Source organism: Curtobacterium sp. MCBD17_026 (assembly GCF_003234895.2).
Classification (GTDB): Bacteria; Actinomycetota; Actinomycetes; order Actinomycetales; family Microbacteriaceae; genus Curtobacterium; species Curtobacterium flaccumfaciens.
This window is the reverse complement of record NZ_CP126281.1, coordinates 2,504,113-2,526,569: the sequence shown is the minus strand read 5'-3', so window position 1 is coordinate 2,526,569 and position 22,457 is coordinate 2,504,113. Positions and strand designations below refer to the sequence as shown.

12 protein-coding genes, 1 tRNA gene and 1 other RNA gene are annotated in these 22,457 nt (G+C 72.8%); 10 read left to right on the top strand and 4 right to left on the bottom strand.

Translation table 11 applies throughout. The features are described from left to right. Positions 1-5: 5 nt before the first annotated feature. The 5 genes from DEI85_RS11865 (at position 6) to DEI85_RS11845 (ending at position 6,679) form a co-directional block, all read left to right on the top strand. Positions 6-1,880, top strand: coding sequence for an ABC transporter ATP-binding protein (locus tag DEI85_RS11865; RefSeq protein WP_111090404.1), 1,875 nt, complete (start codon positions 6-8; stop codon positions 1,878-1,880). A gap of 173 nt (positions 1,881-2,053) precedes the next feature. Next, positions 2,054-3,418 (top strand): cystathionine beta-synthase, encoded by a 1,365-nt coding sequence (locus DEI85_RS11860; protein WP_111123279.1) that lies wholly within the window; start codon positions 2,054-2,056, stop codon positions 3,416-3,418. Positions 3,419-3,431: 13 nt separating this feature from the next. Continuing rightward, a complete protein-coding gene (locus tag DEI85_RS11855; protein WP_110861500.1) occupies positions 3,432-4,577 on the top strand; it encodes a cystathionine gamma-synthase in 1,146 nt (381 codons plus the stop codon). 55 nt (positions 4,578-4,632) lie between these two features. Next, a complete protein-coding gene (locus DEI85_RS11850) occupies positions 4,633-6,075 on the top strand; it encodes an MFS transporter (protein WP_181420111.1) in 1,443 nt (480 codons plus the stop codon). Between the two features lies 1 nt (position 6,076). Continuing rightward, positions 6,077-6,679, top strand: coding sequence for a substrate-binding domain-containing protein (locus DEI85_RS11845; protein WP_146238570.1), 603 nt, complete (start codon positions 6,077-6,079; stop codon positions 6,677-6,679). Positions 6,680-6,766: 87 nt separating this feature from the next. On the opposite strand, the gene DEI85_RS11840 is transcribed toward DEI85_RS11845, so the two are convergent. Beyond that, positions 6,767-7,348 carry a TetR/AcrR family transcriptional regulator gene (locus DEI85_RS11840; RefSeq protein ID WP_146238569.1) on the bottom strand — a complete coding sequence of 194 codons (582 nt, stop codon included), beginning with the start codon at positions 7,346-7,348 and terminating at the stop codon, positions 6,767-6,769. Between the two features lie 226 nt (positions 7,349-7,574). Here DEI85_RS11840 and DEI85_RS11835 point away from each other — a divergent pair, with 226 nt between their 5' ends. Continuing rightward, a complete protein-coding gene (locus tag DEI85_RS11835) occupies positions 7,575-8,831 on the top strand; it encodes a multidrug effflux MFS transporter (RefSeq protein WP_111090328.1) in 1,257 nt (418 codons plus the stop codon). 264 nt (positions 8,832-9,095) lie between these two features. Here the strand turns inward: DEI85_RS11835 and DEI85_RS11830 are convergent, their stop codons facing one another. Continuing rightward, a complete protein-coding gene (locus tag DEI85_RS11830) occupies positions 9,096-9,740 on the bottom strand; it encodes a hypothetical protein (protein ID WP_111123280.1) in 645 nt (214 codons plus the stop codon). A 301-nt stretch (positions 9,741-10,041) separates the two neighbouring features. After that, positions 10,042-10,126: transfer RNA gene (locus DEI85_RS11825), tRNA-Ser, on the bottom strand. A 121-nt stretch (positions 10,127-10,247) separates the two neighbouring features. On the opposite strand from DEI85_RS11825, the gene pta reads away from it, so the two are divergent. Both pta and DEI85_RS11815 read left to right on the top strand, forming a co-directional pair. Continuing rightward, positions 10,248-12,356: a phosphate acetyltransferase gene (gene pta, locus DEI85_RS11820; protein WP_071405020.1), complete on the top strand. Its 2,109-nt coding sequence runs from the start codon at positions 10,248-10,250 to the stop codon at positions 12,354-12,356. A 49-nt stretch (positions 12,357-12,405) separates the two neighbouring features. Then, positions 12,406-13,602 carry an acetate/propionate family kinase gene (locus DEI85_RS11815; RefSeq protein ID WP_111123281.1) on the top strand — a complete coding sequence of 399 codons (1,197 nt, stop codon included), beginning with the start codon at positions 12,406-12,408 and terminating at the stop codon, positions 13,600-13,602. Between the two features lie 132 nt (positions 13,603-13,734). On the opposite strand, the gene DEI85_RS11810 is transcribed toward DEI85_RS11815, so the two are convergent. Beyond that, positions 13,735-14,409, bottom strand: a complete 675-nt coding sequence (locus DEI85_RS11810; RefSeq protein WP_110861486.1) for an SDR family oxidoreductase — start codon at positions 14,407-14,409, stop codon at positions 13,735-13,737. A gap of 37 nt (positions 14,410-14,446) precedes the next feature. Between DEI85_RS11810 and ffs the strand changes: the two genes are divergently transcribed. After that, positions 14,447-14,543: signal recognition particle sRNA small type (gene ffs / locus DEI85_RS11805), an RNA gene on the top strand. A 233-nt stretch (positions 14,544-14,776) separates the two neighbouring features. Then, positions 14,777-22,387 carry a choice-of-anchor G family protein gene (locus DEI85_RS11800; RefSeq protein WP_111123282.1) on the top strand — a complete coding sequence of 2,537 codons (7,611 nt, stop codon included), beginning with the start codon at positions 14,777-14,779 and terminating at the stop codon, positions 22,385-22,387. The last annotated feature ends 70 nt before the right edge of the window (positions 22,388-22,457 follow it).

The window sequence follows — 22,457 nt, the reverse complement described above, 5'->3', positions numbered from 1 at the left end:
TGAGCATGGGACACGGCGGGCGAGGCGGCGGTCCGCGCGGGGGTGGGCGCATCTCGAGCGGCGACTTCCGCGCGCAGAAGGCCGCCAACGCCGAGGCGCCGAAGATCCCGCACCTGGTCCGGCGCATCGCCGCGCTGTTCGAGCCGCACCGCCGGGCGATCATGCTCACGGTCGTCCTCGTGCTGGTCGGTGCGGCCATCTCGGTCGTGCCGCCACTGCTCACCCAGCAGGCGTTCGACCGGGGGCTGTTCCCGCCGTCGGGTCGCCCCGACGTCCCGGTGCTGGTCGAGCTCGTGTCCGCGATGGTCCTGCTCTGGATCGCGAGCGCCGGGGTCGGCGTCTGGCAGACGTACCTGACCGCGACGGTCGGCAACAAGGTCATGGGGGCGATGCGGATGCGCCTGTTCGCGCACCTGCAGCGGATGGAGCTCGCGTTCTTCACCCGCACCAAGACCGGCGTCATCCAGTCACGCCTGCAGAACGACGTCGGCGGCGTGGCGAGCGTGCTGAACAACACGATCTCGTCGGTGCTCGGCAACACCGTGACCGTGATCGCCGCCGTGGTCGCGATGCTCCTGCTGAGCTGGCAGATGACGCTGGTCGCCGTGGTCCTGCTGCCGCTGCTCGTGATCGCGCAGCGCCGCGTCGGCCAGGTCCGGGCCCGCATCGCCGCGCAGACGCAGGAGTCGCTGTCCGACATGACGGCCATCACGCAGGAGGCGCTGAGCGTCTCGGGCATCCTGCTCGCGAAGAGCTTCAACCAGCAGGCCAGCGAGACCCGCCGCTACGGGGACGAGAACCGCAACCAGATCACCCTGCAGGTGCGCCAGCAGATGTCCGGGCAGTGGTTCTTCGCGATCGTGCAGATCTTCCTGTCGATCATCCCGGCGATCATCTACGTCGTCGCCGCGTACCTGATCATCGGTGACGTCCCGATCACGGCCGGGACGATCGTCGCGTTCACGACGGTGCAGTCCCGGCTGCTGTTCCCGACGGTCGGGCTGCTGCGCGTGGTCCTCGACCTGCAGACCTCCGGTGCGCTCTTCGCCCGCATCTTCGAGTACTTCGACCTCGAGCCGGCCATCACGGACTCGCCGACCGCCCGGCCCGTGGACGAGTCGAAGGTCGGCCACGTCGCCTTCGACAACGTCGTCTTCACCTACCCCGACGGCGAAGCCGACAAGCCGACCCTGCGCGGGGTGTCGTTCGAGCTCCGCCCCGGGCAGTTCGCGGCCTTCGTCGGTCCCTCCGGCGCGGGCAAGACGACGGTGTCCTACCTGGTGCCCCGGCTGTACGAGGCGACCGAGGGATCGGTGCGGTTCGCCGGGCAGGACGTCCGCGACCTGGTGCACGAGGACCTGATGCGGCACGTCGGCATCGTCAGCCAGGAGACGTACCTGTTCCACGCCACGATCGGCGAGAACCTGCGGTACGCCAAGCCCGACGCCACCGACGACGAGCTCGAGCGTGCGGCCCGTGCGGCGAACATCCACGACACGATCGCGTCGTTCCCGGACGGCTACGACACCGTCGTGGGGGAGCGCGGCTACCGCTTGTCCGGTGGTGAGAAGCAGCGCATCGCCATCGCCCGGGTCATGCTGAAGGACCCGCCGGTGCTCGTCCTCGACGAGGCGACCAGCGCGCTCGACTCCATCTCGGAGCACGTCGTGCAGACGGCGCTCGACACGGCGGCGGCCGGCCGGACCACCATCTCCATCGCGCACCGGCTGTCGACGATCCGCGACGCCGACGTCATCTTCGTCCTCGACCACGGCCAGATCGTCGAGCAGGGCACGCACGACGAACTCCTCGCCCTCGACGGCACGTACGCGCAGCTGCACCGGCAGCAGAACACGTCGGCGGACGTCGTCCGCCCCTGACGGTCGTGGTCGCGACCGGGCGCCGGACGGGAGGCCCGTGGCGGCGCCCGCACGGGCCTCCCGTCCGGCGCGCGGCGCGACCAGGGCGCGCCGTCCGCCGCGGGATCCCGGTGCGTTGTCCGCACACGACACATCCCAGCGGGACGCGGTGACCGCGTCCTAGACTCGACGGCGTGCGTTACGCGAACTCCGTCGTCGACCTCGTCGGCGACACCCCGCTCGTCAAGCTCAACCGGGTGACCGAGGGGGTGCGGGCGACCATCCTGGTGAAGGTCGAGTACCTGAACCCCGGTGGGTCGTCCAAGGACCGCATCGCCACCCGGATCATCGACGCGGCCGAGGCCTCCGGCGACCTGCGCCCCGGCGGCACCATCGTCGAACCGACCTCCGGCAACACCGGCGTCGGTCTGGCCCTGGTCGCACAGCAGCGCGGCTACCGGTGCGTCTTCGTGCTGCCCGACAAGGTCGGCGAGGACAAGCGCAACGTGCTGACGGCGTACGGCGCCGAGATCGTGGTGACCCCGACCGCGGTCGCACCGGAGCACCCCGAGTCCTACTACTCGGTGTCGGACCGGCTCGTGCAGGAGATCCCCGGCGCCTACAAGCCGAACCAGTACGCGAACCCGAACGGGCCCCGCAGCCACTACGAGACCACCGGTCCGGAGATCTGGCGCGACACCGAGGGGAAGATCACCCACTTCGTCGCGGGCGTCGGCACCGGCGGCACGATCTCGGGCACCGGACGGTACCTGAAGGAGGCGTCCGACGGCGGCGTCCGCATCGTCGGGGCCGACCCCGAGGGCTCCGTGTACTCCGGCGGCACCGGTCGCCCGTACCTGGTCGAGGGCGTCGGCGAAGACTTCTGGCCGAGTGCGTACGACGCCGGCGTGCCGGACGAGATCATCGCCGTGTCCGACGCCGACTCCTTCGCGATGACCCGGCGCCTGGCGCGCGAAGAAGGACTGCTCGTCGGCGGTTCGAGCGGCATGGCCGTCGTCGCGGCGCTCCGCGCGGCCGGGGACCTGACCGAGGACGACGTCGTCGTCGTGCTGCTGCCGGACGGCGGCCGCGGCTACCTCGGCAAGATCTTCAACGACCGGTGGATGCGCTCCTACGGCTTCGCCGAGACCGATGACGAGCGCACCGTCGGCTCGCTCATCGCCGGCAAGGACGGCCGCCTGCCCGACCTGGTGCACGCGCACCCGGCGGACACGGTGCGCGACGTCGTCGACATCATGACCAAGTACGGCGTCTCGCAGATGCCCGTGCTCAGCGCGGAACCGCCCGTCGTCATCGGCGAGGTCGTCGGCGCCGTCGAGGAGAAGGCGCTGCTCGAGCAGGTCTTCACCGGCGCCGCGAAGATGTCGGACGCGCTCACCGGTTTCGTCGGCGACCCGCTGCCGCTCATCGGCGTCGGCGAGTCGGTCTCCGCGGCGCGTCGTGCGCTCGAGTCGGCCGACGCGCTCCTCGTCGTCGAGGACGGCAAGCCCGTCACCGTGCTGACCCGGCACGACCTCCTCACCTACCTCTCCGAGTAAGGAACCACCGAGCATGACCGAGTTCAGCACCCGGGCCGTCCACGCCGGCCAGGAGCCCGACGAGATCACCGGCGCCGTCATCCCGCCGATCCACCTGACGTCGACGTACGTGCAGGACGGCGTCGGCGGCATGCGCAACGGCTACGAGTACTCGCGCGCCGGCAACCCGACGCGCGACTCGCTGCAGGTGCTCCTCGCCGACCTCGACGGTGGCGTCGCGGCGTCGTCGTTCGCGTCCGGGCTCGCCGCCGAGGACGCCCTGCTCCGCGCCGCGCTGGTCCCGGGTGGCCGTGTCGTGATGGGCAACGACGTGTACGGCGGCACCCACCGCCTGGTGAGTCGGCTGCACGTGCCGTGGGGCGTCGAGCTCGTCGTCGTCGACATGAGCGACCTCGACCAGGTCCGCGCGGCGCTGCAGGGCGCGCCGGCCACCACGGTGCTGTGGGTCGAGACGCCGACGAACCCGCTCATGAAGATCGCCGACATCGCCGCGCTCGCGACCCTCGGGCACGAGTCGGGCGCCCTGGTGGTCGTCGACAACACGTTCGCGTCGCCGTACCTGCAGCAGCCGCTGTCGCTCGGTGCCGACGTCGTCGTGTACTCGACCACGAAGTACCTCGGCGGACACTCCGACGTCGTCGGCGGAGCCGTCGTGCTGGCGGACGAGGAACTCGCGGCGAAGGTGCAGTTCCTGCAGTTCGGCGCGGGGGCGATCTCGTCGCCGTTCGACGCCTACCTGACCACCCGTGGCATCAAGACGCTCGCGGTGCGGATGGAGCGGCACTCGCGGAACGCGCAGGCCGTCGCGGAGGCGCTCGTCGTCGCGCCCGGCGTCGAGCGGGTCTACTACCCGGGCCTGCCCGACCACCCGGGGCACGACGTCGCCGCCCGCCAGATGCGCGGCTTCGGCGGGATGCTCTCGGTCGCGCTGTCCGGCGGCGCGGAGGCGGCGAAGCGGTTCGCGGAGTCGACGGAGCTGTTCGCCCTGGCCGAGTCGCTCGGTGGCGTGGAGTCGCTCATCGGGTACCCGAGCGAGATGACCCACGCGTCGGTGAAGGGCACCGAGCTGGCCGTGCCGGAGAACGTCGTCCGGCTGTCGGTGGGGATCGAGGACGCCGGCGACCTGGTGGCGGACCTGGAGCAGGCGCTGGCGCGCTGACGCGTGACCTGCTGACGCTGCCACAGCGTCACCCCTCGCCCCTACGATGTCCCAGGTGAGCACAACGGCGTCGCGGACCAGTCTGCTGAGCGGGCCGTACGCCCTCGCGACGATCGGCATGGTCGCGATCGTCGGCGTCGCGGCGTTCCAGAACCTGGCGATGACGACGATCATGCCGGTGATCAGCCGTGACCTCGACGGCGAGACCCTGTACGCGCTCGCCTTCGCCGCCCCGCTCGCCGCCGGGGTGCCGGGGATGGTGCTCGCGGGCAACTGGACCGATCGCGCCGGTGGCCGGATCGTGGCGTGGGTGTCGGCGGCGTTCTTCGCGGTGGGGACCGCCGTGGTCATGCTCGCGCCGACCATGGAGGTGTTCCTGGCCGGTCGGCTCATCGAGGGGTTCGGTGCCGGGGCCATCGACGTGGTGCTGTACGTGCTGGTCGCCCGGATCTTCCCCGCCGAGCTGCACGGGCCGGTGTTCGCCGGGTTCGCCGCCGCCTGGGTCGTGCCGGCGTTGATCGGCCCCGCCCTGGCCGGCATCGTCACCGACACCTGGGACTGGCACTGGGTGTTCGCCGGGGCGCTGGCGATCGCGCTGGTCGCCTTCGCCCTGCTCGTGCCGACCCTCGGCCGGGTGCACGCCCCGGTCGCGTCGCTCCGCCCGCCGTGGCAGCGGGTCAGGATCGGCTGGTCGGTGGCCGCTGCCGTGTCGATCCTGCTGCTCAACGTCGCGCCCGACCTGACCCCGTGGGGCATGGTCGCGGCGGTGCTCGTCGGGCTGGTCGGCACCTGGTTCGCCCTGCGGCCGCTGCTGCCGACCGGGACGTTCCGGGCCGCGGCCGGGCTGCCGTCGGTCGTGCTGCTGCGCGGGCTCGTCGCGGCGTCGTTCTTCGGCAGCGAGGCGTACGTGCCGTTCCTGCTGCAGGCCGAACACGGGTTGTCGCCGTCGGCTGCGGGGCTGGCCCTGACGGTGGCGGCACTCAGCTGGGCAGCGTCGAGTTGGGCGCACGGTCGTCTGGGGGAGCAGCGGCTCACCGCCCGTCGCACCTTCGGGGTCGGGCTCACGCTGGTGCTCGTCAGCCTGGTGACCGCGCTCGCGGTCGCGACGTTCGACCTGTCGTGGTGGGTGCTGGTCGCCGGCTGGTTCGTCGGTGGCGCGGGCATGGGCGCGATCTACCCGCGCGCCTCGATGCTGACCCTGCGGTTCTCCCGCGAGGGCGACGACGGCTTCGCGAGTTCGGCCCTGACGATCGCGGACGCCGCGGGCAGCGTGATCGGTCTCGCGGTGACCGGCCTGCTCTTCACCGCGACCGGTGGCGCCGACGGCACGGTGTCGTTCCCCCTGGTCTTCGCGGCGATGATCGGTTTCGCTGCTCTGGCGATCGCGGCCGTCCGACGGCTCGGCCCCGTGCCCGCGCCGGCGACGACGGTCGCGGCAGGCTCGGGCGGATCCGTCCCGTCGCCGAATCCGTCGTCGCACGGGCCGGCTGCCGGGTAGCGTGGCAGACCGGACCGAAGAGGAGACCACCGTGCTGCGCATCGTCGCCGTGACCGTCGCCCTGGCGGCGGCCCTGACCCTGGCAGGGTGCCAAGGCACGACGTCGGCTGCCCCCACGCCGGTGCAGAGCACCGACCTGACGAGCTCCGACGGCGGTTTCGACAAGCAGGCCGTGATCGGCGTCGTCCTGCTCCACGACGACGCGGCCCTCGCCGCCCGACTCCGTACCGACCTGACCGACGCCGGGTTCCGACCCGACGTCCGGGTCGCTCCGGCATCGGGCGCGGCGGCGTCACAGCAGACCGCGGTGGCTCAGCTCGTGCGCAAGGGGGCCAAGGCCCTGCTCGTGCACGCCGCTCGACCGTCCGCGCTGACCGGTGTGATCCAGACGGCCCACGACGCCGGGGTCGTCGTGGTCTCCCTCGGCGATCCGCTGCCCGCGACCGGCACCGGTGGCGACGGGGTGTCCGCCGACTACCGCGTGCCGTCGGTGGGCGACGACGCGGACGTCGCGGCGACGGCGGTCGAGGTCGTGCAGTCCCTGCAGCGCGGCGAGAAGCCGGAGGCCGACCCGGCGGACGGCGACACGACCGACGCCGAGTAGGCACGCGCAGCACGAGCACGGCCGGAAGCCAGCACCCACGGGAGCACGGGCGCGCAGGCGATCACACGATCGGGTGCAACGGTCCGCTCAGCTCCACCACGCCGGGAACGACAGCGTGATCGTCTCCACCAGCGCCTTCCGCGACCGACGTGGCCCGGCGAGCCAAGCCTCGATCGCCCCGACGAAGCCCTGCGCCACGAACCCCGCGGCGACGTCGTCGAGCAGGTCGGGCCGGCGTGCGGGGTCGAGCTCGCGGATGTGCAGGGCGCTCGACACCGTGAAGTGCTCGACGAGCAGCCGGTGCAGTGACGCGTCGTTCGGGTCCGGCAGCGCCTTGCCGTAGATGTCGCGGTGTGTCGTCACGTGCTCGACCACGGCGTTGATGCCGCGCCGGGTGATGGCTGCGAGCTCGTCGGCTCCGGCGCCCCGGTCGGCCGCGGCTCGGCGCTCGTCGGCGTCGTCCTGCCGGATGCGGTCGAGTTCCGGCGTCAGGACGTCGGCGAGCAGCGACCCGGGGGAGACGGCGTGCGAGTAGAACGTGGCCCGGTTGATGCCGGCGGCACGCGTGACGTCGGCGACGGTGATCTCCGAGACCGGTCGGTCCGCGGCGAGTCGCAGGATCGCCTCGCGCAGCGCTGCAGTGGTGTGCAGGATCCGGGCATCCACCATGACGCCCACCCCCTTCTGATCCGCTTCACCCGGAAGGCCCCCGAGCAGTCCGACGGTACCGCATGGTCCCCGCGCGGCCGAGTGGCAGCACGAGCCGCTTCACGCGGGCGGCCGGCACGGGCGGCGCCGAGCACGCACCGGCGACCGTAGGATGGTTCCGCGGACGAATCGATTCGATCGACCCGCGATCACCCCCGCCCCCTCATCGTCGAAGGACTCCTGTCTCGTGACCGCGCCCGCCACCACCGGTTCGCTCCGGGTCGTCCTGCACCCGGGAGACTCGCTCTCCCGCGGGCAGCGACTCGTCTACGTCTTCGTCCTGGGCGCCCTCACGGCGCTCGGTCCGTTCACGATCGACCTGTACCTGCCGGCGTTCCCGGCGATCAAGGACCAGTTCAGCGTCACCGACGGCGCGGTCCAGCTGACGCTCACCGCCACGACGCTCGGCTTCGCCATCGGGCAGCTCCTGGTCGGCCCGTGGAGCGACAAGGTGGGCCGCCGACTACCGCTGATCATCGCGACGACGGTGCACATCGCCGCGTCGATCGGTGCCGCCACCGCGCCGGACATCGAGCTGCTCGCGGTGTTCCGCGTGCTGCAGGGCATGGGCGCCGCAGCCGGTGGTGTCGTCGCGATGGCGACGGTGCGCGACCTGTTCGGCGGCAAGCCGCTCGTGCGGATGCTGTCCCGCCTGGCGATGGTGAACGGCCTGGCGCCGATCCTCGCGCCGCTCATCGGTTCGCAGATGCTGCAGTTCACCAGCTGGCGCGGCATCTTCGTCTTCCTCGCCTGCTACGGCCTGGCGGTGGTGATCGCGTCGATCCTGCTCATCGTCGAGACCCTGCCGCCGGCCCGCCGGCACGAGGCCGGGCACTCCACCATCGGCCAGCGCTACAAGGCGCTGTTCTCCGACCGGATCTTCGTCGGTGTCGCGCTCATCGGCGCCATGGTGTTCAGCGGTCTGTTCTCGTACCTCAGCGCGTCGCCGTTCCTGTTCCAGCAGGTCTACGGGCTCGACGCGCAGCAGTACGGGCTGCTCTTCGCCGTCAACTCGGTCGGGGTCGTCCTCGGCGTGCAGATCTCGTCGCGGCTCGCCCAGCGGGTCGGTCCGCAGTGGATCCTGGCGTGCTCGACCGCGACCCTGCTGCTGGCGTCCCTCGCGATCATCGTCCTCGACCAGCTCGGTGCCGGTCTGGTCGGCGTGCTGGTGCCGCTGTGGTTCTTCATCGCCGCGTGCGGGTTCTCGTTCCCGCTGGTCCAGGTCATCGGTCTCGCTGCCCACGGGAAGGAAGCGGGGACCGCGGCCTCGGTGCTCGGTGCCCTGAACTTCGGCGTCGCCGGGCTCATCTCGCCGGTGGTCGGCTGGCTCGGCATCACGACGGCCACCCCGATGGCGATGGTGATGGCGTCGACCGCCGCCGTCGCGATCCTGATGCTCTGGTTCGTGGTCCGCCCCCGGACGGTCCCCGCGCTGTCGCACTGACGACCCGGACCGCCGGGCCGCCGGCGAGGCGGCGCGGCGAGCCGAGGAGCTCGCCGCCGCGCCGGCGGCGGAGGAGCAGCGGGACGCACCGCCGACGCGGAACCCGCGGTCGTCGGGTCCCCGCCACCCACCGGCCTGGAGGCGCGGCTCGCGCCCGACGCGGAGCCCGCCCCTCCGGCAGCACCGGCTCCCACCGCCCCTGCCGGGGCGGTCGAGGCGACCGCCCCGGACCCGGTGGCGACGGCGGAAGGTCTCGCCGGTCGGTCAGCGGGCGTTGAGGCCGGCGAACTCGACGGCGAGCAGCCCGCCCACGACCAGCACGACGAGGCCGCCGACGAGCAGGAACGCCGACCGCTGCTCGTACCAGGCGCGGCTCGTCGGGTAGCGCTTCGCGAAGGTGCGGGCGGAAACCGGCCGGGCCTCCTCGACGACCTGGACGCCGAGCGCGTCGACCACCCGGTCGAGTCCGTCGTCACCCCACACGTCGGCACGGAGCCGGAAGAGGTGGGTGCCGGTCCGGTCGAAGGCGACGAGCTCCCGCACGGTCCGGTCGACCGACGAGCCGAACGTCGTGGCGAGCACCAGGCTGTGCACGCGGTCGCGGGGGATCCGACGGTGCGCCGTGAGGACGCCACGGATCGTCAGGCCGGCGTCATCGATCCCGATGAACGCGGTGTGCAGTCGGACGAACACGATGCCGACGGCCGCTGCCATCGCGACGACGGCCCCGGCGAACACGGCCCACGTTCGGAACGGGAACGAGACCCAGACCAGGGCGACGGCGAGCGGCACGGCCGAGAAGGCGATGCTCAGCGCGGTGGAACGGACGAGGGACCGGCGCGGACGGAGGACCGTGTCGAAGACGGCGGGTCGCACGGGTACTGCCGCGGGCACGGTGGTGTCCCCCATGGCGCGTCTCCTCGTCCCCTCGGGTGTTCCGGGCACGCTGATCAGCACGCCCTCCGAGCGACGCCCCTGCCGCTCGATGCACCGCGGTCGGCTCGTCCCGGAGCCGTTCGCTCGGCCAGCATAGGCGACCGACGGGTACCGGGGACAGCCCGTTCCACCCCTGGTCGGCGTTTCCCGGTCAACGGAGGGGGAACAGGGCACGCGCTCGTCCGCAGGGTGGGGGACCGATCGCAACCGGAACGACGAAGGACCCGCGCCGATCGGTGCGGGTCCTTCGTGGGTGGTTCTGCCTTGCTCGCTGCGGAGAATGGGGGATTCGAACCCCCGAGGGCTTGCACCCAACACGCTTTCCAAGCGTGCGCCATAGGCCACTAGGCGAATTCTCCTGACACCGTCTCGCGACGGCGACACCCAATGGTACAGGTTCTCCGCGGTGCTCACGACCGCGTGTCGTCGGCGCCGGTGCTCCCAGATGTCGTGACATGTGCGGCGACTACCCTGGGCGTCGTGTCGACCCGCATCTACATCACGTCAGCAGAAGGGCACACGGGCAAGAGCACCGTCGCGCTCGGTGTCCTCGAGACCCTTGCCCGGTCCGTCGGTCGCGTCGGCGTGTTCCGGCCCGTCGCCCGCTCGGTCGTCGAACCCGACTACGTGCTCGAGCTGCTGCTGCAGCACACGGCCGTCGGCATCTCGTACGACGACGCGGTCGGGGTCACCTACGACGACGTGCACGCCGACCCCGAGGCGGCGCTCGGCACCATCGTCACCCGGTTCGCCCAGGTCGAGCGGCAGTGCGACGCCGTCGTGGTGCTCGGGTCCGACTACACCGACGTGGGCAGCCCCACCGAGCTGTCCTTCAACGCGAAGGTCGCCGCGAACCTCGGCGCCCCGGTGCTCCTCGTGCTGGGTGGCCGCGACGCCGCCGAACGCGCGGCCCGCACTCCCGAGGGCATGGCGCAGGTGGCGGACGTCACGACGAGCGAGTTGCGGGCGGCACACGCGCAGCTGTTCGGCGTCGTGGTGAACCGCGCCGACCCGGACGCCCTGGCCGCCATCGTGACGAGCGTCGAGCAGGCCGTGCACGACGACCACCCCGACGTCCCGGTGTGGGCGATCCCCGAGGACCGCGTCCTCGTCGCCCCGACGGTCCGCGCCCTGCTGCAGGCCACCGGCGCCACCCTGGTCCGCGGTGACGACGCCCTGCTCGACCGCGAGGCCCTCGGCACCGTCGTCGCGGGCATGAGCATGGAGAACGTCCTGCCCCGGCTCATCGAGGGCGGCATAGTCGTCGTCCCCGGTGACCGGAGCGACGTCCTGATCGCCACGCTGCTCGCCAACCAGTCCGAGACGTTCCCGAGCCTGGCCGGCGTCATCCTGAACGGCGGGTTCGAGATCGCCCCGCAGGTGTCCCGGCTGCTCGAGGGCCTGTCGAGCTCGCTGCCGATCGCGCAGAACGACCTCGGCACGTACGACACCGCCCTCCGGATCACCCAGACCCGTGGCCGCCTGGCCGCCGACTCGCCCCGGAAGGCCGACCTGGCGCTCGCCCTGTTCGAGCAGCACGTCGACGCCGAGGCCCTGCGCGACCGCCTGCAGCTCGCCCCGTCCGGGGTCGTCACCCCGCTCATGTTCGAGCACGGCCTGCTCGACCGGGCGCGCAGCTACGGCAAGCGCATCGTCCTGCCCGAGGGCGAGGACGACCGCATCCTCCGCGCCGCCTCCACCCTGCTGCAGCGCCAGGTCTGCGAGCTCACGATCCTCGGCGACCCCGCCGCCATCCGCACGCGGGCGACCGAGCTCGGCCTCGACCTCGAGGCCGCGCAGCTCGTCTCGCCGTTCGACCCCGAGCTGCGGGAACGCTTCGCCGAGGAGTACACCCGGCTCCGCGCCCACAAGGGGATGTCGATCGAGCTCGCCCGCGACACCGTCACCGACGTCTCGTACTTCGGCACGATGATGGTGCAGCTCGGGCTCGCCGACGGCATGGTCTCCGGCGCGAAGCACACCACGGCGCACACCATCCGGCCGTCGTTCGAGATCATCAAGACCCGTCCGGACACCTCGATCGTGTCGAGCGTGTTCCTGATGGCGCTCGCCGACCGCGTGCTCGTCTACGGCGACTGCGCGGTGATCCCGGACCCGACGAGCGAGCAGCTCGCGGACATCGCGATCTCGTCCGCCGAGACCGCGACCCAGTTCGGCATCGACCCCCGCGTCGCGATGCTCAGCTACTCCACCGGCGACAGCGGCTCCGGCGCCGACGTCGACAAGGTGCGCGCCGGCACCGCGTTCGTGCGGGAACGCCGGCCCGACCTGCTCGTCGAGGGCCCGATCCAGTACGACGCCGCAGCCGACCCCACGGTCGCGTCGACCAAGATGCCGGACTCCCCGGTCGCCGGCCGCGCGACGGTGTTCATCTTCCCCGATCTCAACACCGGCAACAACACGTACAAGGCCGTGCAACGCTCGGCCGGCGCCGTGGCGATCGGCCCGGTCCTGCAGGGTCTGCGCAAGCCGATCAACGACCTGTCGCGGGGAGCCCTGGTGGGCGACATCGTGAACACCGTCGCGATCACCGCGATCCAGGCCGGCACCGCGACCGACGCGGCCTGACCGCCCGACCCGCACCGCGCCTCCAGACCCGACAGAAAGTGACCACCCCGTGACCGCAGCCCTCGTCGTCAACTCCGGCTCGAGCTCGTTCAAGTACCAGCTCATCGAACTCGAGGACGAGCGCACGCTCGCCTCCGGGCTCGTCGAGCGCATCGGTGAGTCCGCCGGGGCCTGGAAGCACACCAACGCGCTGACGGGGGAGTCGTCGTCGAACGACGCCGCGTCGGTGCCCGACCACGCGGCCGGGTTCCAGGCGATGATCGACGCGTTCGCGAAGGTCGGGCCGTCGTTCGACGAACACCCGCCCGCCGTCGTCGGCCACCGTGTCGTGCACGGCGGCACCACCTTCGACCGTGCGACGGTCGTCACGGACCAGGTCGAGCAGCAGATCGAGGACCTCAACAGCCTCGCGCCGCTGCACAACCCCGCGAACCTCGAGGGGATCCGGGCCGCGAAGCAGGTCTTCTCGGACGTCCCGCACGTCGCCGTGTTCGACACCGCGTTCCACCAGACGATGCCGCCGCACGCGTACACGTACGCGATCCCCGCCGACCTGGCCGCCGAGTACGGGATCCGCCGCTACGGCATGCACGGCACCAGCCACAAGTACGTCTCCGAGCAGGCCGCGGAGTTCCTCGACCGGCCGCTCGCCGAGCTCAAGACGATCGTGCTGCACCTGGGCAACGGCGCCTCGGTCGCGGCCATCGACGGCGGCAGGTCCATCGAGACCTCGATGGGGCTGACCCCGCTCGAGGGGCTCGTCATGGGCACCCGCTCCGGCGACCTCGACCCCGCGGTGCTCATCCACCTGCACCGCGAGGCCGGGATGACCTTCGACGAGCTCGACACCATGCTCAACAAGCGGTCCGGTCTGCTCGGCCTGACCGGCAGCGGCGACATGCGGGACGTGCAGGACGCCGCCACCAAGGGCGACGAGCAGGCGGAGGCGGCGCTCGCCGTGTACCGCCACCGCATCCGTCGCTACGTGGGCGCCTACACGGCACAGCTCGGCGGGCTCGACGCGGTCGTGTTCACCGCGGGGGTCGGCGAGAACAACGCGCTGCTGCGGCGGCGCGTGCTCGCAGGGCTCGAGCACCTGGGCATCGAGATCGATCCGGACCGCAACGAGCTGGCGTCGCGGGATGCCCGCCGCATCTCCACGGACGGTTCACGGGTCGCGGTGCTCGTCATCCCGACGAACGAGGAGCTCGAGATCGCCCGGCAGTCGGCTGCGGTCGCGCTCTGACGCGCGGGGCACGTGCCGCCTCGCATCGTCGCGCTGGCACGGTGCGGCCGGGAGGCTCGGTGCGGGCTGGCACCGCGCCTCCTGGCCGTCCGTGGGCCGCGTCCAGTGCACCGTGCGGGCCGCGCGGACCGGTCAGGTGAGGGCGTCCAGCGCCGCGGGGATCGGGGTGTCGCCGCTGGTGACCTCGAACTGCACGCCGACCGCGGCGTCGTCGAGCAGGGCGTGCAGGACGACGGTCGCGACGTCCGCGCGGGGGATCGAGCCGCGCGGCACCGTCCGGCCGACGTGGACGGTGCCCTGCGGCGGCGTGTCGAGCAGGCCGCCGGGACGCACGATCGTCCAGCGGAGGCGTCGGGCCCGCAGGTTCGCGTCCGCCTCGGCCTTCGCCCGCAGGTAGACCTGGAACACCGCGGCGTCGTCCTGCGCGGGCACGACGGCGAGCTCGGGGTCGTAGGTGTCGGCTGCCATCGCGGAGATCATCACGTAGCGCTCGATGCCGGCACGCTCGGCGGCGTCGGCGAGCAGGATCGCACCGTCACGGTCGACGGTGAGCTTCCGTTCGGCGCCGCTGTTCGGCCCGGCACCGGCGGCGAACACCACGGCATCGACACCGCGCAGGCGGAGCGCCAGGTCGTCGTCGCCGAGCTGCTCCAGGTCGGCGACGATCGCACGCGCCCCCTGTTGCTCGACGTCGGCCACGTGCGCGGGGTTGCGGACGATCGCGACGGCGTCGTGGCCGGCGTCGGTGATCTGGCGGGCGAGGAGCAGGGCGATCTGGCCGTGTCCTCCGGCGATGGCGATCTTCATGTGTTCGAGTCTGCCCGTCGCGTCCGGTAGACTTCTCGGCGGCTCCTCACGTGACGCCATCCAGGCCAACTCCCCCAGGGCGGAAACGCAGCAAGGGTAACCGGGCTCTGGCGGGTGCGTGAGGAGTCTTCTTCGTTTCCGCCGGGTCTGTTCCGGGCCGACGCCACCCCCGTTCGGGAGGGCCGGCGCACTTTTTCGGCGGCACGTGCGGACACGAACCTGATCATGTGTAAAGATCTGCCTCAGGAATCCCCAACCAGGGTTCCGACCCTCCACCGCCTCACCAGCGGAGGAGCCTCCACCGCCTCACCAGCGGTGGATTCCGAGGATCAGGTGGCGGGCGCGCCCGCCAGGAAAAGAGACACGCATGCGCAGGCACGCGTCGCTGCCCGGTACCCCCGTACCCTCCGCAGCGGACGAACGGACACGACGGATCACCCGCGCCGACGGCCGAGCTCGAGGACGAGCGACGGACGGTCGGCGGCTCCTCCTGCGCGGCGGCGTCGTCGCCACGGTGACGGCGCTCATCGCCGCCACCGTGGCGATCCAACCCGCTGCGGCCGCCCAGACCGACGTCGCCGAGGCCGAGGGGCTGCTGCTCAGCGGCTCCGGCATCGTCAACGCCGACGCGGTCGCCCAGCTCGGCGGCGCGTACTCCGCGCGTGGGGCGAGCTCCGGCGGCGGCACCACGAATCAGCCGCTCAACCTGACGGCGCTCAACGCCGTGGGGGTCGACCTCGGCAACGACATCGACCTGCTCGGCCCGAACGGCATCCTGACCCTCGGTGTCGACGGCCAGTACGCCACGACCTCGGCCACGGGCGCGACCGCCTCGTCGGGGCTCCTGACGAACGACGGCGGCATCGGGGTCGGCACCGGGTCCGGCACCGGCGCTGCGACGGTGGACCTCAACCCGCTGTTCTCACGCGTCGGCGCCGACACCAGGGTGCTGTCGAACGCACAGCTGCGGGTCGGGGCGCTGGCGTCCCGGATCCAGGCGACGCGCGGCACCACGGTCGGGACGACGACGGACTACCGGATCGCCGGCGCGGACCTGAACCTGACGAGCCCCGCGGTCGCCGGACTCAGCACGGCGCTCCGGAACGACCTGCGCACCTTCTCGGGCACGGTGAACTCCGCGGTCGGGGCGGACGGGGCGCTGTCCGGCACGACCACGGCGCTGACGAGCGAGCTGCAGCGGCTCCTCCGCACGACGAGCCTCGGACTCGTGAACCTCAACGGCACGACCGTCACCGCGACCGTCGACCTGAACCTCGACGACACCCTGACCCGGGTGCTGCAGCAGCCGCTCACGGACGGTGCGGTGACGATCACCCCGTCGACCGGCGCGATCACCGTCGACCTCGACCGGCTCACCACGCTGAACGGTCAGCCGGCGAACACGTCGGTGCTGACCGAGGCTGCCGTGAGCTCGATCAACCGGAGCATCACGACGATCCTCGGCACGCAGCTGCCGACCGCACTGCAGACCGCGGTCGTCAACACGATCAACTCGACCGCCGTGCGGGTGAACGTCACCGCGAACGTCAACCTCGCGGGCATCCCGCTCACCGCACTGGCCCTACGGGCGGACACCACGCTCGGCGCCCTCGCCGGCACGTCGCCCGCCACAGCCACGGTGACGGCGACGGGCGGGCCCCTCGGCCTGAACGTGCTCGGCACCCTGCTCGCCCCGGCGGTCAACACCGTCGTCATCCCGGCACTGCAGACCATCGTGCGTCCCCTGGTGACGGGCACGGCCCTGACGAACCTCGGCACGACGCTCACGGCGACGACCTCGGCCGTCTCCACCCTGCTGAGCCCCGTCGTGCTGCTGCTCCGTCAGGTCGTCGACCTCACCGTGAACGCGCAGGACACCACGGGCTTCCGCGACCCCCGCGGGTTCGACACCGGATCGCGGAGCGTGCACGCCCTGCGGCTCTCCGTGCTCCCCGGGGTGAACGTCGCCACCGTGGACCTCGCCACCTCGACCGTGCGTGCCACGGCCTTCGCGGCCCCGACCATCACGGCGCCCACGGCCGGACAGCAGTTCACCGTGCCATCGGCGACCTCGACCCGCAGCGTCGTCGTGAGCGGGGCCGGCGAGCCCGGCGCCTCCGTGGCCGTCAGCCTCGGCGGGGACCGGACCGGCACCGCGACCGTCGCTGCCGACGGGACCTGGACGACGACCATCCCCGACGTCCCCACCGGTTCGTACACCGCGACCGCGACCCAGACGGTCGGCGGCACCGCGGCCGGCACCGCGACGCAGGACTTCTCCGTCGTCGCCCAGCGAGCCCTGACGATCACCACGCCCACGGCCGGTCAGACCTTCACCACGACGGGGGAGACCGCCCCCGTCACCCTGACGGGCACCGCGACGGCGAACGCGCGCATCAGCGTCGACCTGGGCGGCGGCGTGACCGCGACGGGCACGGCCGACGACGCCGGCGCCTGGAGCATCACCGTCCCCGAGGTCCCGGTCGGCGAGCAGACGGCGAGCGCCACGCAGACGGTCGGCGACACGACCTCGGCACCCGTGACCCGGTCCTTCCGGGTCGTGGCCGCGGCCGGCCTGACCGTCGACACCCCCACGGCGGACCAGGACTTCCCGCTCGCCGGCGACACCCGGTCCGTCCCGTTCTCCGGCAGCGCACAGGCCGGTGCCCGCGTGGACGTCGACCTCGGTGACGGCCTGACCGCCACCACCCGCGCGAACGCCGACGGCACCTGGTCGACGAGCGTCACGGACGTCCCGGCCGGGGAGTACTCGGCCGAGGTCACCCAGACCGTCGGCGGCACCACGAGCGCCCCGGTCACCCGGGACTTCACCGTGACGGCGGCCCCCGCGCTCACCATCGACGAGCCCGCCGACGGCAGCACCATCACCGTCGCCGACGAGAGCTCGACCACCCCGGTGACGGTGTCCGGCTCGGCCGCCCCGAACGCCCGGGTCACCGTCGGCATCGGTGGTTCCTTCGCCGCCGCGGTCACCGCCGACGAGGACGGCGCCTGGACGACGACCTTCGCCGACGTCCCGGTCGGGGAGCGCACCGTCACGGCGCGTCAGAGCGTCGACGGCACCACGTCCGGCCCGGTCGAGACCACCTTCACCGTCGAGGCGGGCGACCCGCTCGCGATCACCTCGCCCGAGGACGGCGACGTGGTCACCGTCCTCGACGTCGACACCACCACCGACCTCGACCTGGCCGGCACGGCCGAGGCCGGCGCCGAGGTGCGGGTCTCGCTCGGCGACGGGCTGACCGCCACCACGACGGCCGACGACGACGGCACGTGGACGCTGACCGTCACCGACGTCCCGGTCGGTCGGTACACGATCTCAGCGACGCAGACCGTCGGCGGGACCACCTCGCCGGCCGTCCGCCAGGTCGTCACGGTGCAGGCGGGCGCCCCGCTCGCCGTCACCGCTCCGGCGCAGGACGCCACCGTCACGGTCGCCACCGACGACTCCGTCGTCGACGTCACCGTGCGGGGCACCGCGCAGCCCGGCGCCCGCCTCGAGGTCGTCCTGGACGACGGCGACGCGGTGTCCACGACGGCGGACCCGCAGGGTGCCTGGTCGGTGGTCCTCACCGACGTCGGCACCGGCGACCACACCGCGACGGTCACCCAGACCGTCGACGGTGCGACCTCGGCACCGGTCGACCGTGACTTCGCGGTCGGGGCCGGCGACGAGCTCGTCATCGTGGCACCGGGTGACGCCCAGCAGGTCCCCGCCGGCACCGGCGGGCAGGCCAACGTGGTCGTCCGCGGCACCGCGGAGCCCGGCGCGACCGTCGCCGTCACGATCGACGAGGGCGACTCCGTCGAGGTCGTCACGGACACGGCCGGCAACTGGGAGCTCCCGACCACGCAGCTCGGCATCGGCGAGCACACCGTCGAGGCCGTGCAGACCGTGAACGGCACCGACGGCCCGGTGGTCACGCGTGACTTCACCGTGATCCCCGGCAACGCCATCGTCATCGACACCCCGGCGAGCGGCGCACGCTTCGTCGTGGTCGACGCCGACGCCACCGCGACCGTCCGGATCACCGGCACGGCCGAGCCCGGTGCCGCGGTGACCGTCTCGGTCGGACCCGGCACCCGGTTCACCACCACGGCTGACGACGACGGGCGGTGGGCGGTCGACGCGACCGGTCTCGCCCCGACCGGCGTCTACACGGCGTCGGCCAGCCAGGAGGTGGAGGACGTCGTGACGAGCGCCGTCCCGATCACCTTCGAGGTCGTCACGGCCAACGCGCTGACGATCACCGGTCCGGACACGGACCCGATCACGGTCGCCGGCCCCGGTGTCGAGCGCGACGTCACGGTCACCGGCACCGGCCAGCCCGGCGCCACGGTCACGGCGACCCTCGCCGGGTCCGACGACCGGGAGACGACGATCGGTGCCGACGGCACGTGGTCGGTCACGTTCCCCGACCTCGGCGTCGACGTGCACCAGGTCACGGTCACCCAGACCCTGGCCGGCACCGTCTCCGACCCGCGCACCTCCGACCCGGTCGAGCGCGCCGTCACGATCGAGGCCGCCGAAGCGGTCACGATCACCGCACCGGGGACCGACGTGGTCCTCCTCGTGCCGGACGCCGACGCCACGCGCGACGTCGTGGTCACGGGTTCGGCGGAGCCGGGCGCGCCGGTGACGGTGCGACTCGGCGACGACGAGGCGACCACCACCGCGGACGCGGACGGCGACTGGACGGTCACGTTCGGTGGGGTCGGTGTCGGCACCCCGACGCTCACCGCCAGCCAGACGGTCGGCGGGACCACCGCCTCCAGTCCGGACCAGACCGTCACGGTGCGGGCCGGAACCGCGCTCGCCATCGTGACCCCGGAGGACGGCGACGTCCTGACGGTCGCCGACACGTCCGGCACCGCCGACGTCGAGGTGACCGGTCGGGCGCAGCCCGACGCCGAGGTGACGGTCCGGCTCTCGACCGGCGAGGCCGAGACGGTGACCGCGGACGAGGACGGCCGGTGGGAGACCACCTTCCAGGACGTCCCGGTCGGCGACCACCGCGTCACCGCGACGCAGGTCGTCGGCGGGCAGACCTCGACGCCGGTGACGGCCGCGGTGTCGGTCCGTGCCGGAGCCCCGCTCGTCGTGTCCACGCCGCGGGGTGCCACCACCGTCACGGTGGCGGACGACGACGCCACCACCGGGGTCGACTTCGCCGGCACCGGTGAGCCGGGCGCGACGGTCACGGTCGACCTCGGCGACGGCGGGAGCGCCACGGCGACCGTGGACGAGGACGGCCGCTGGGCGACCACGGTCGAGGACGTGCCGACCGGCTCGTTCACGGCCTCGGTCACGCAGGCCGTGAACGGCACCACGAGCGCGGCGGTCGAACGACCGGTGTCCGTGGTCGCCGCTGCGGCCCTGGTCATCCGTGAGCCCGGCGACGACCCCATCACGGTGGCCGACGGCGACGCGACGACGACCGTGACGGTCGCCGGTGACGCCCAGCCCGGCGCCACGGTGACGGTCACCGTCGACGACCGCGACCCCGTCGAGGTCACCGCCGGTGACGACGGCTCGTGGAGCGTCGACGTGCCGGACCTCGGTGTCGGCGAGCACGCCGTCGAGGTGACGCAGACCGTGGACGGCTCGACCTCGACCACCCCGGTCGAGACGACGTTCGAGATCGAGGCTGGCGCACCCGTCGTCATCACGGAGCCGACGGCCGACCAGGAGTACACGGTCGCCGACGGCGACGGCACGACGACGGTCGACGTCGCCGGCACCGCCGAGCCGGGCGCGACCATCGTGGTCGACCTGGGCGACGGTCGCACCGAGTCGACCACCGCGGACGACGAGGGCGCGTGGAGCGTCTCGGTCCCCGGGGTGCCGGCCGGCACCACGACCGTCAGTGTCACGCAGCGCATCGGCGACACCGAGTCCGCGCCGGTGACGGTGGACGTCCGCGTCCTCGTCGCCGACCCGATCACGATCGCCACCCCGGCGGACGGGACCACGATCCGGGTCGCCCAGCGCGACTCGGTCGCGACCCTCACCGCCGCGGGGGCCGCCGAGCCCGGTGCCGAGGTCCGCGTCACGATCGACGGCGGCGACGCCCGGACCGTGACCGCGACCGACGCCGGCACCTGGAGCGTCGAACTGCCGGACACCGCCGTCGGTGAGCACACGATCCGTGCGACCCAGACGGTGGACGGCTCGACGTCCGCAGCGGTGGGCAGCACCTTCACCGTGGCACCCGGTGCCGCGCTGACGGTCACCGCCCCGGCGGACGACACCACGTTCACCGTGCCGAGCACCGACCCCACCGCGACCGTCCCGGTCGGCGGCGTGGGCCAGCCCGGTGCGACGGTCCGCGTCGTCCTCGACGACGCCGACCCGGTCGTGGTCCGTGTCGGCACCGACGGACGGTGGGAGACCGCCCTCGTCGACGTGCCGGCGGGCGAGCACACGCTCGTCGTCACCCAGGTCGTGAACGGCACGACGTCCGATGCGATCGAGCGCGACGTGACCGTCGTGGTCGCCGCTGCGGACGCGATCGTCGTGACCAGCCCGGCCGACGGCGCCGACGTCCGCGTGCTCGGCGGTTCGACCGACGTCCGCGTGACCGGTACCTCCGCACCGAACGCCGCCGTCTCGGTCCGCATCGACGACGGCACCGCGGTCACCACGACCGCGGACGACGACGGTGCGTGGTCCGTGACGGTGCCGGACGTCGCCGAGGGATCGCACACGGTCGCCGCCAGCCAGACGGTCGACGGTGCCACCACCGACGCTCCCCAGGTCGGCTTCACCGTGACGGCCGCGACGCCGGTCGTCATCTCGAGCCCGACCGACGGCCAGGCGTTCCCGACCACGGGGTCGACGACCTCGGTCCCGGTGAGCGGCACCGCCGAGCCCGGTGCGACCGTCACGGTCGACGTCGACGGCCGGACCGCCACGACGACCGCCGGCGACGACGGCTCGTGGACGGTCACGATCGGTGGGGTCCCCGTCGGGGACCACACGGTGTCGGTGACGGAGACGGTCGGCGGTCGGACCTCCGACCCGGTGACGGTCGACGTCACGGTCGTGGCCGCGCAGGAGACGGGCATCGTCATCACGAGCCCCGACCCCGGGCAGCTGATCCCGGCGGACGGCTTCGGCGACACCGGCTCGTTCACGGTGACCGGTCAGGCCACCCCGGGCGCCGCGGTGACGGTGACCCTGTCCACCGGGCAGGTCCGCACCACCACCGCCGACGACGAGGGCGCGTGGAGCGTCGTGTTCGATCGCGTGCCCGAGGGTGAGTGGACGATCGGTGCCACCCAGTCGGTGAACGGCACGACCTCGACGGCGCCCCGGGTGCCGGTCGTGGTCGACACCCTGGAGCCGCTCGCGGTCACCTCGCCGACGCCGGGCTCGCAGTACATGGCGGACGAGGACGGTGACCACGACCTGATGGTGACGGGCACCGCCGAGCCCGGCGCGACGGTCACCGTGCAGCCGATGGGCCGCGACGCGGTCGCCACGACGGCCGACGAGGACGGCACGTGGTGGGTCATGGTGGGGCTGCCCGTCGGCGGCCACGTGCTGCGAGTCACCCAGTCGGTCGGCGGGTTCACCTCGCAGGCGCAGATGCTCCGCGTCATGGTGATGGACGACGCGGTGGACCCGGAGGAGCCGGGCACGCCCGGGAACCCGGGGACGCCCGGAACGCCCGGCACCCCCGGAACGCCGGGTGCGCCCGGTCTGCCCGGCACGCCGGGGACCGGCGGTGGTTCCGGAACCGGCACCGGGACCGGCATCGGCACCGACGGTGGCTCCGCGAACGGCTCGGGCACCGGGACCGGTGGCTCCGGCAACGGCAACGGTGACCTCGCCTGGACCGGCGCGGACGTCGTCCCGATCGCCGGCACCGCGGCGGGCCTGGTGGCCCTCGGGTTCCTGCTGCTGGGGCTCTCCCGCCTCGCCGGCGGGTTCCGTCGCCGCACCCGCGGCTGAGTCCGCACCAGCGTCACACACCGCGCCTCCCGCCCGTCGACCAGACGGACGGGAGGCGCGGTGCCGTCCG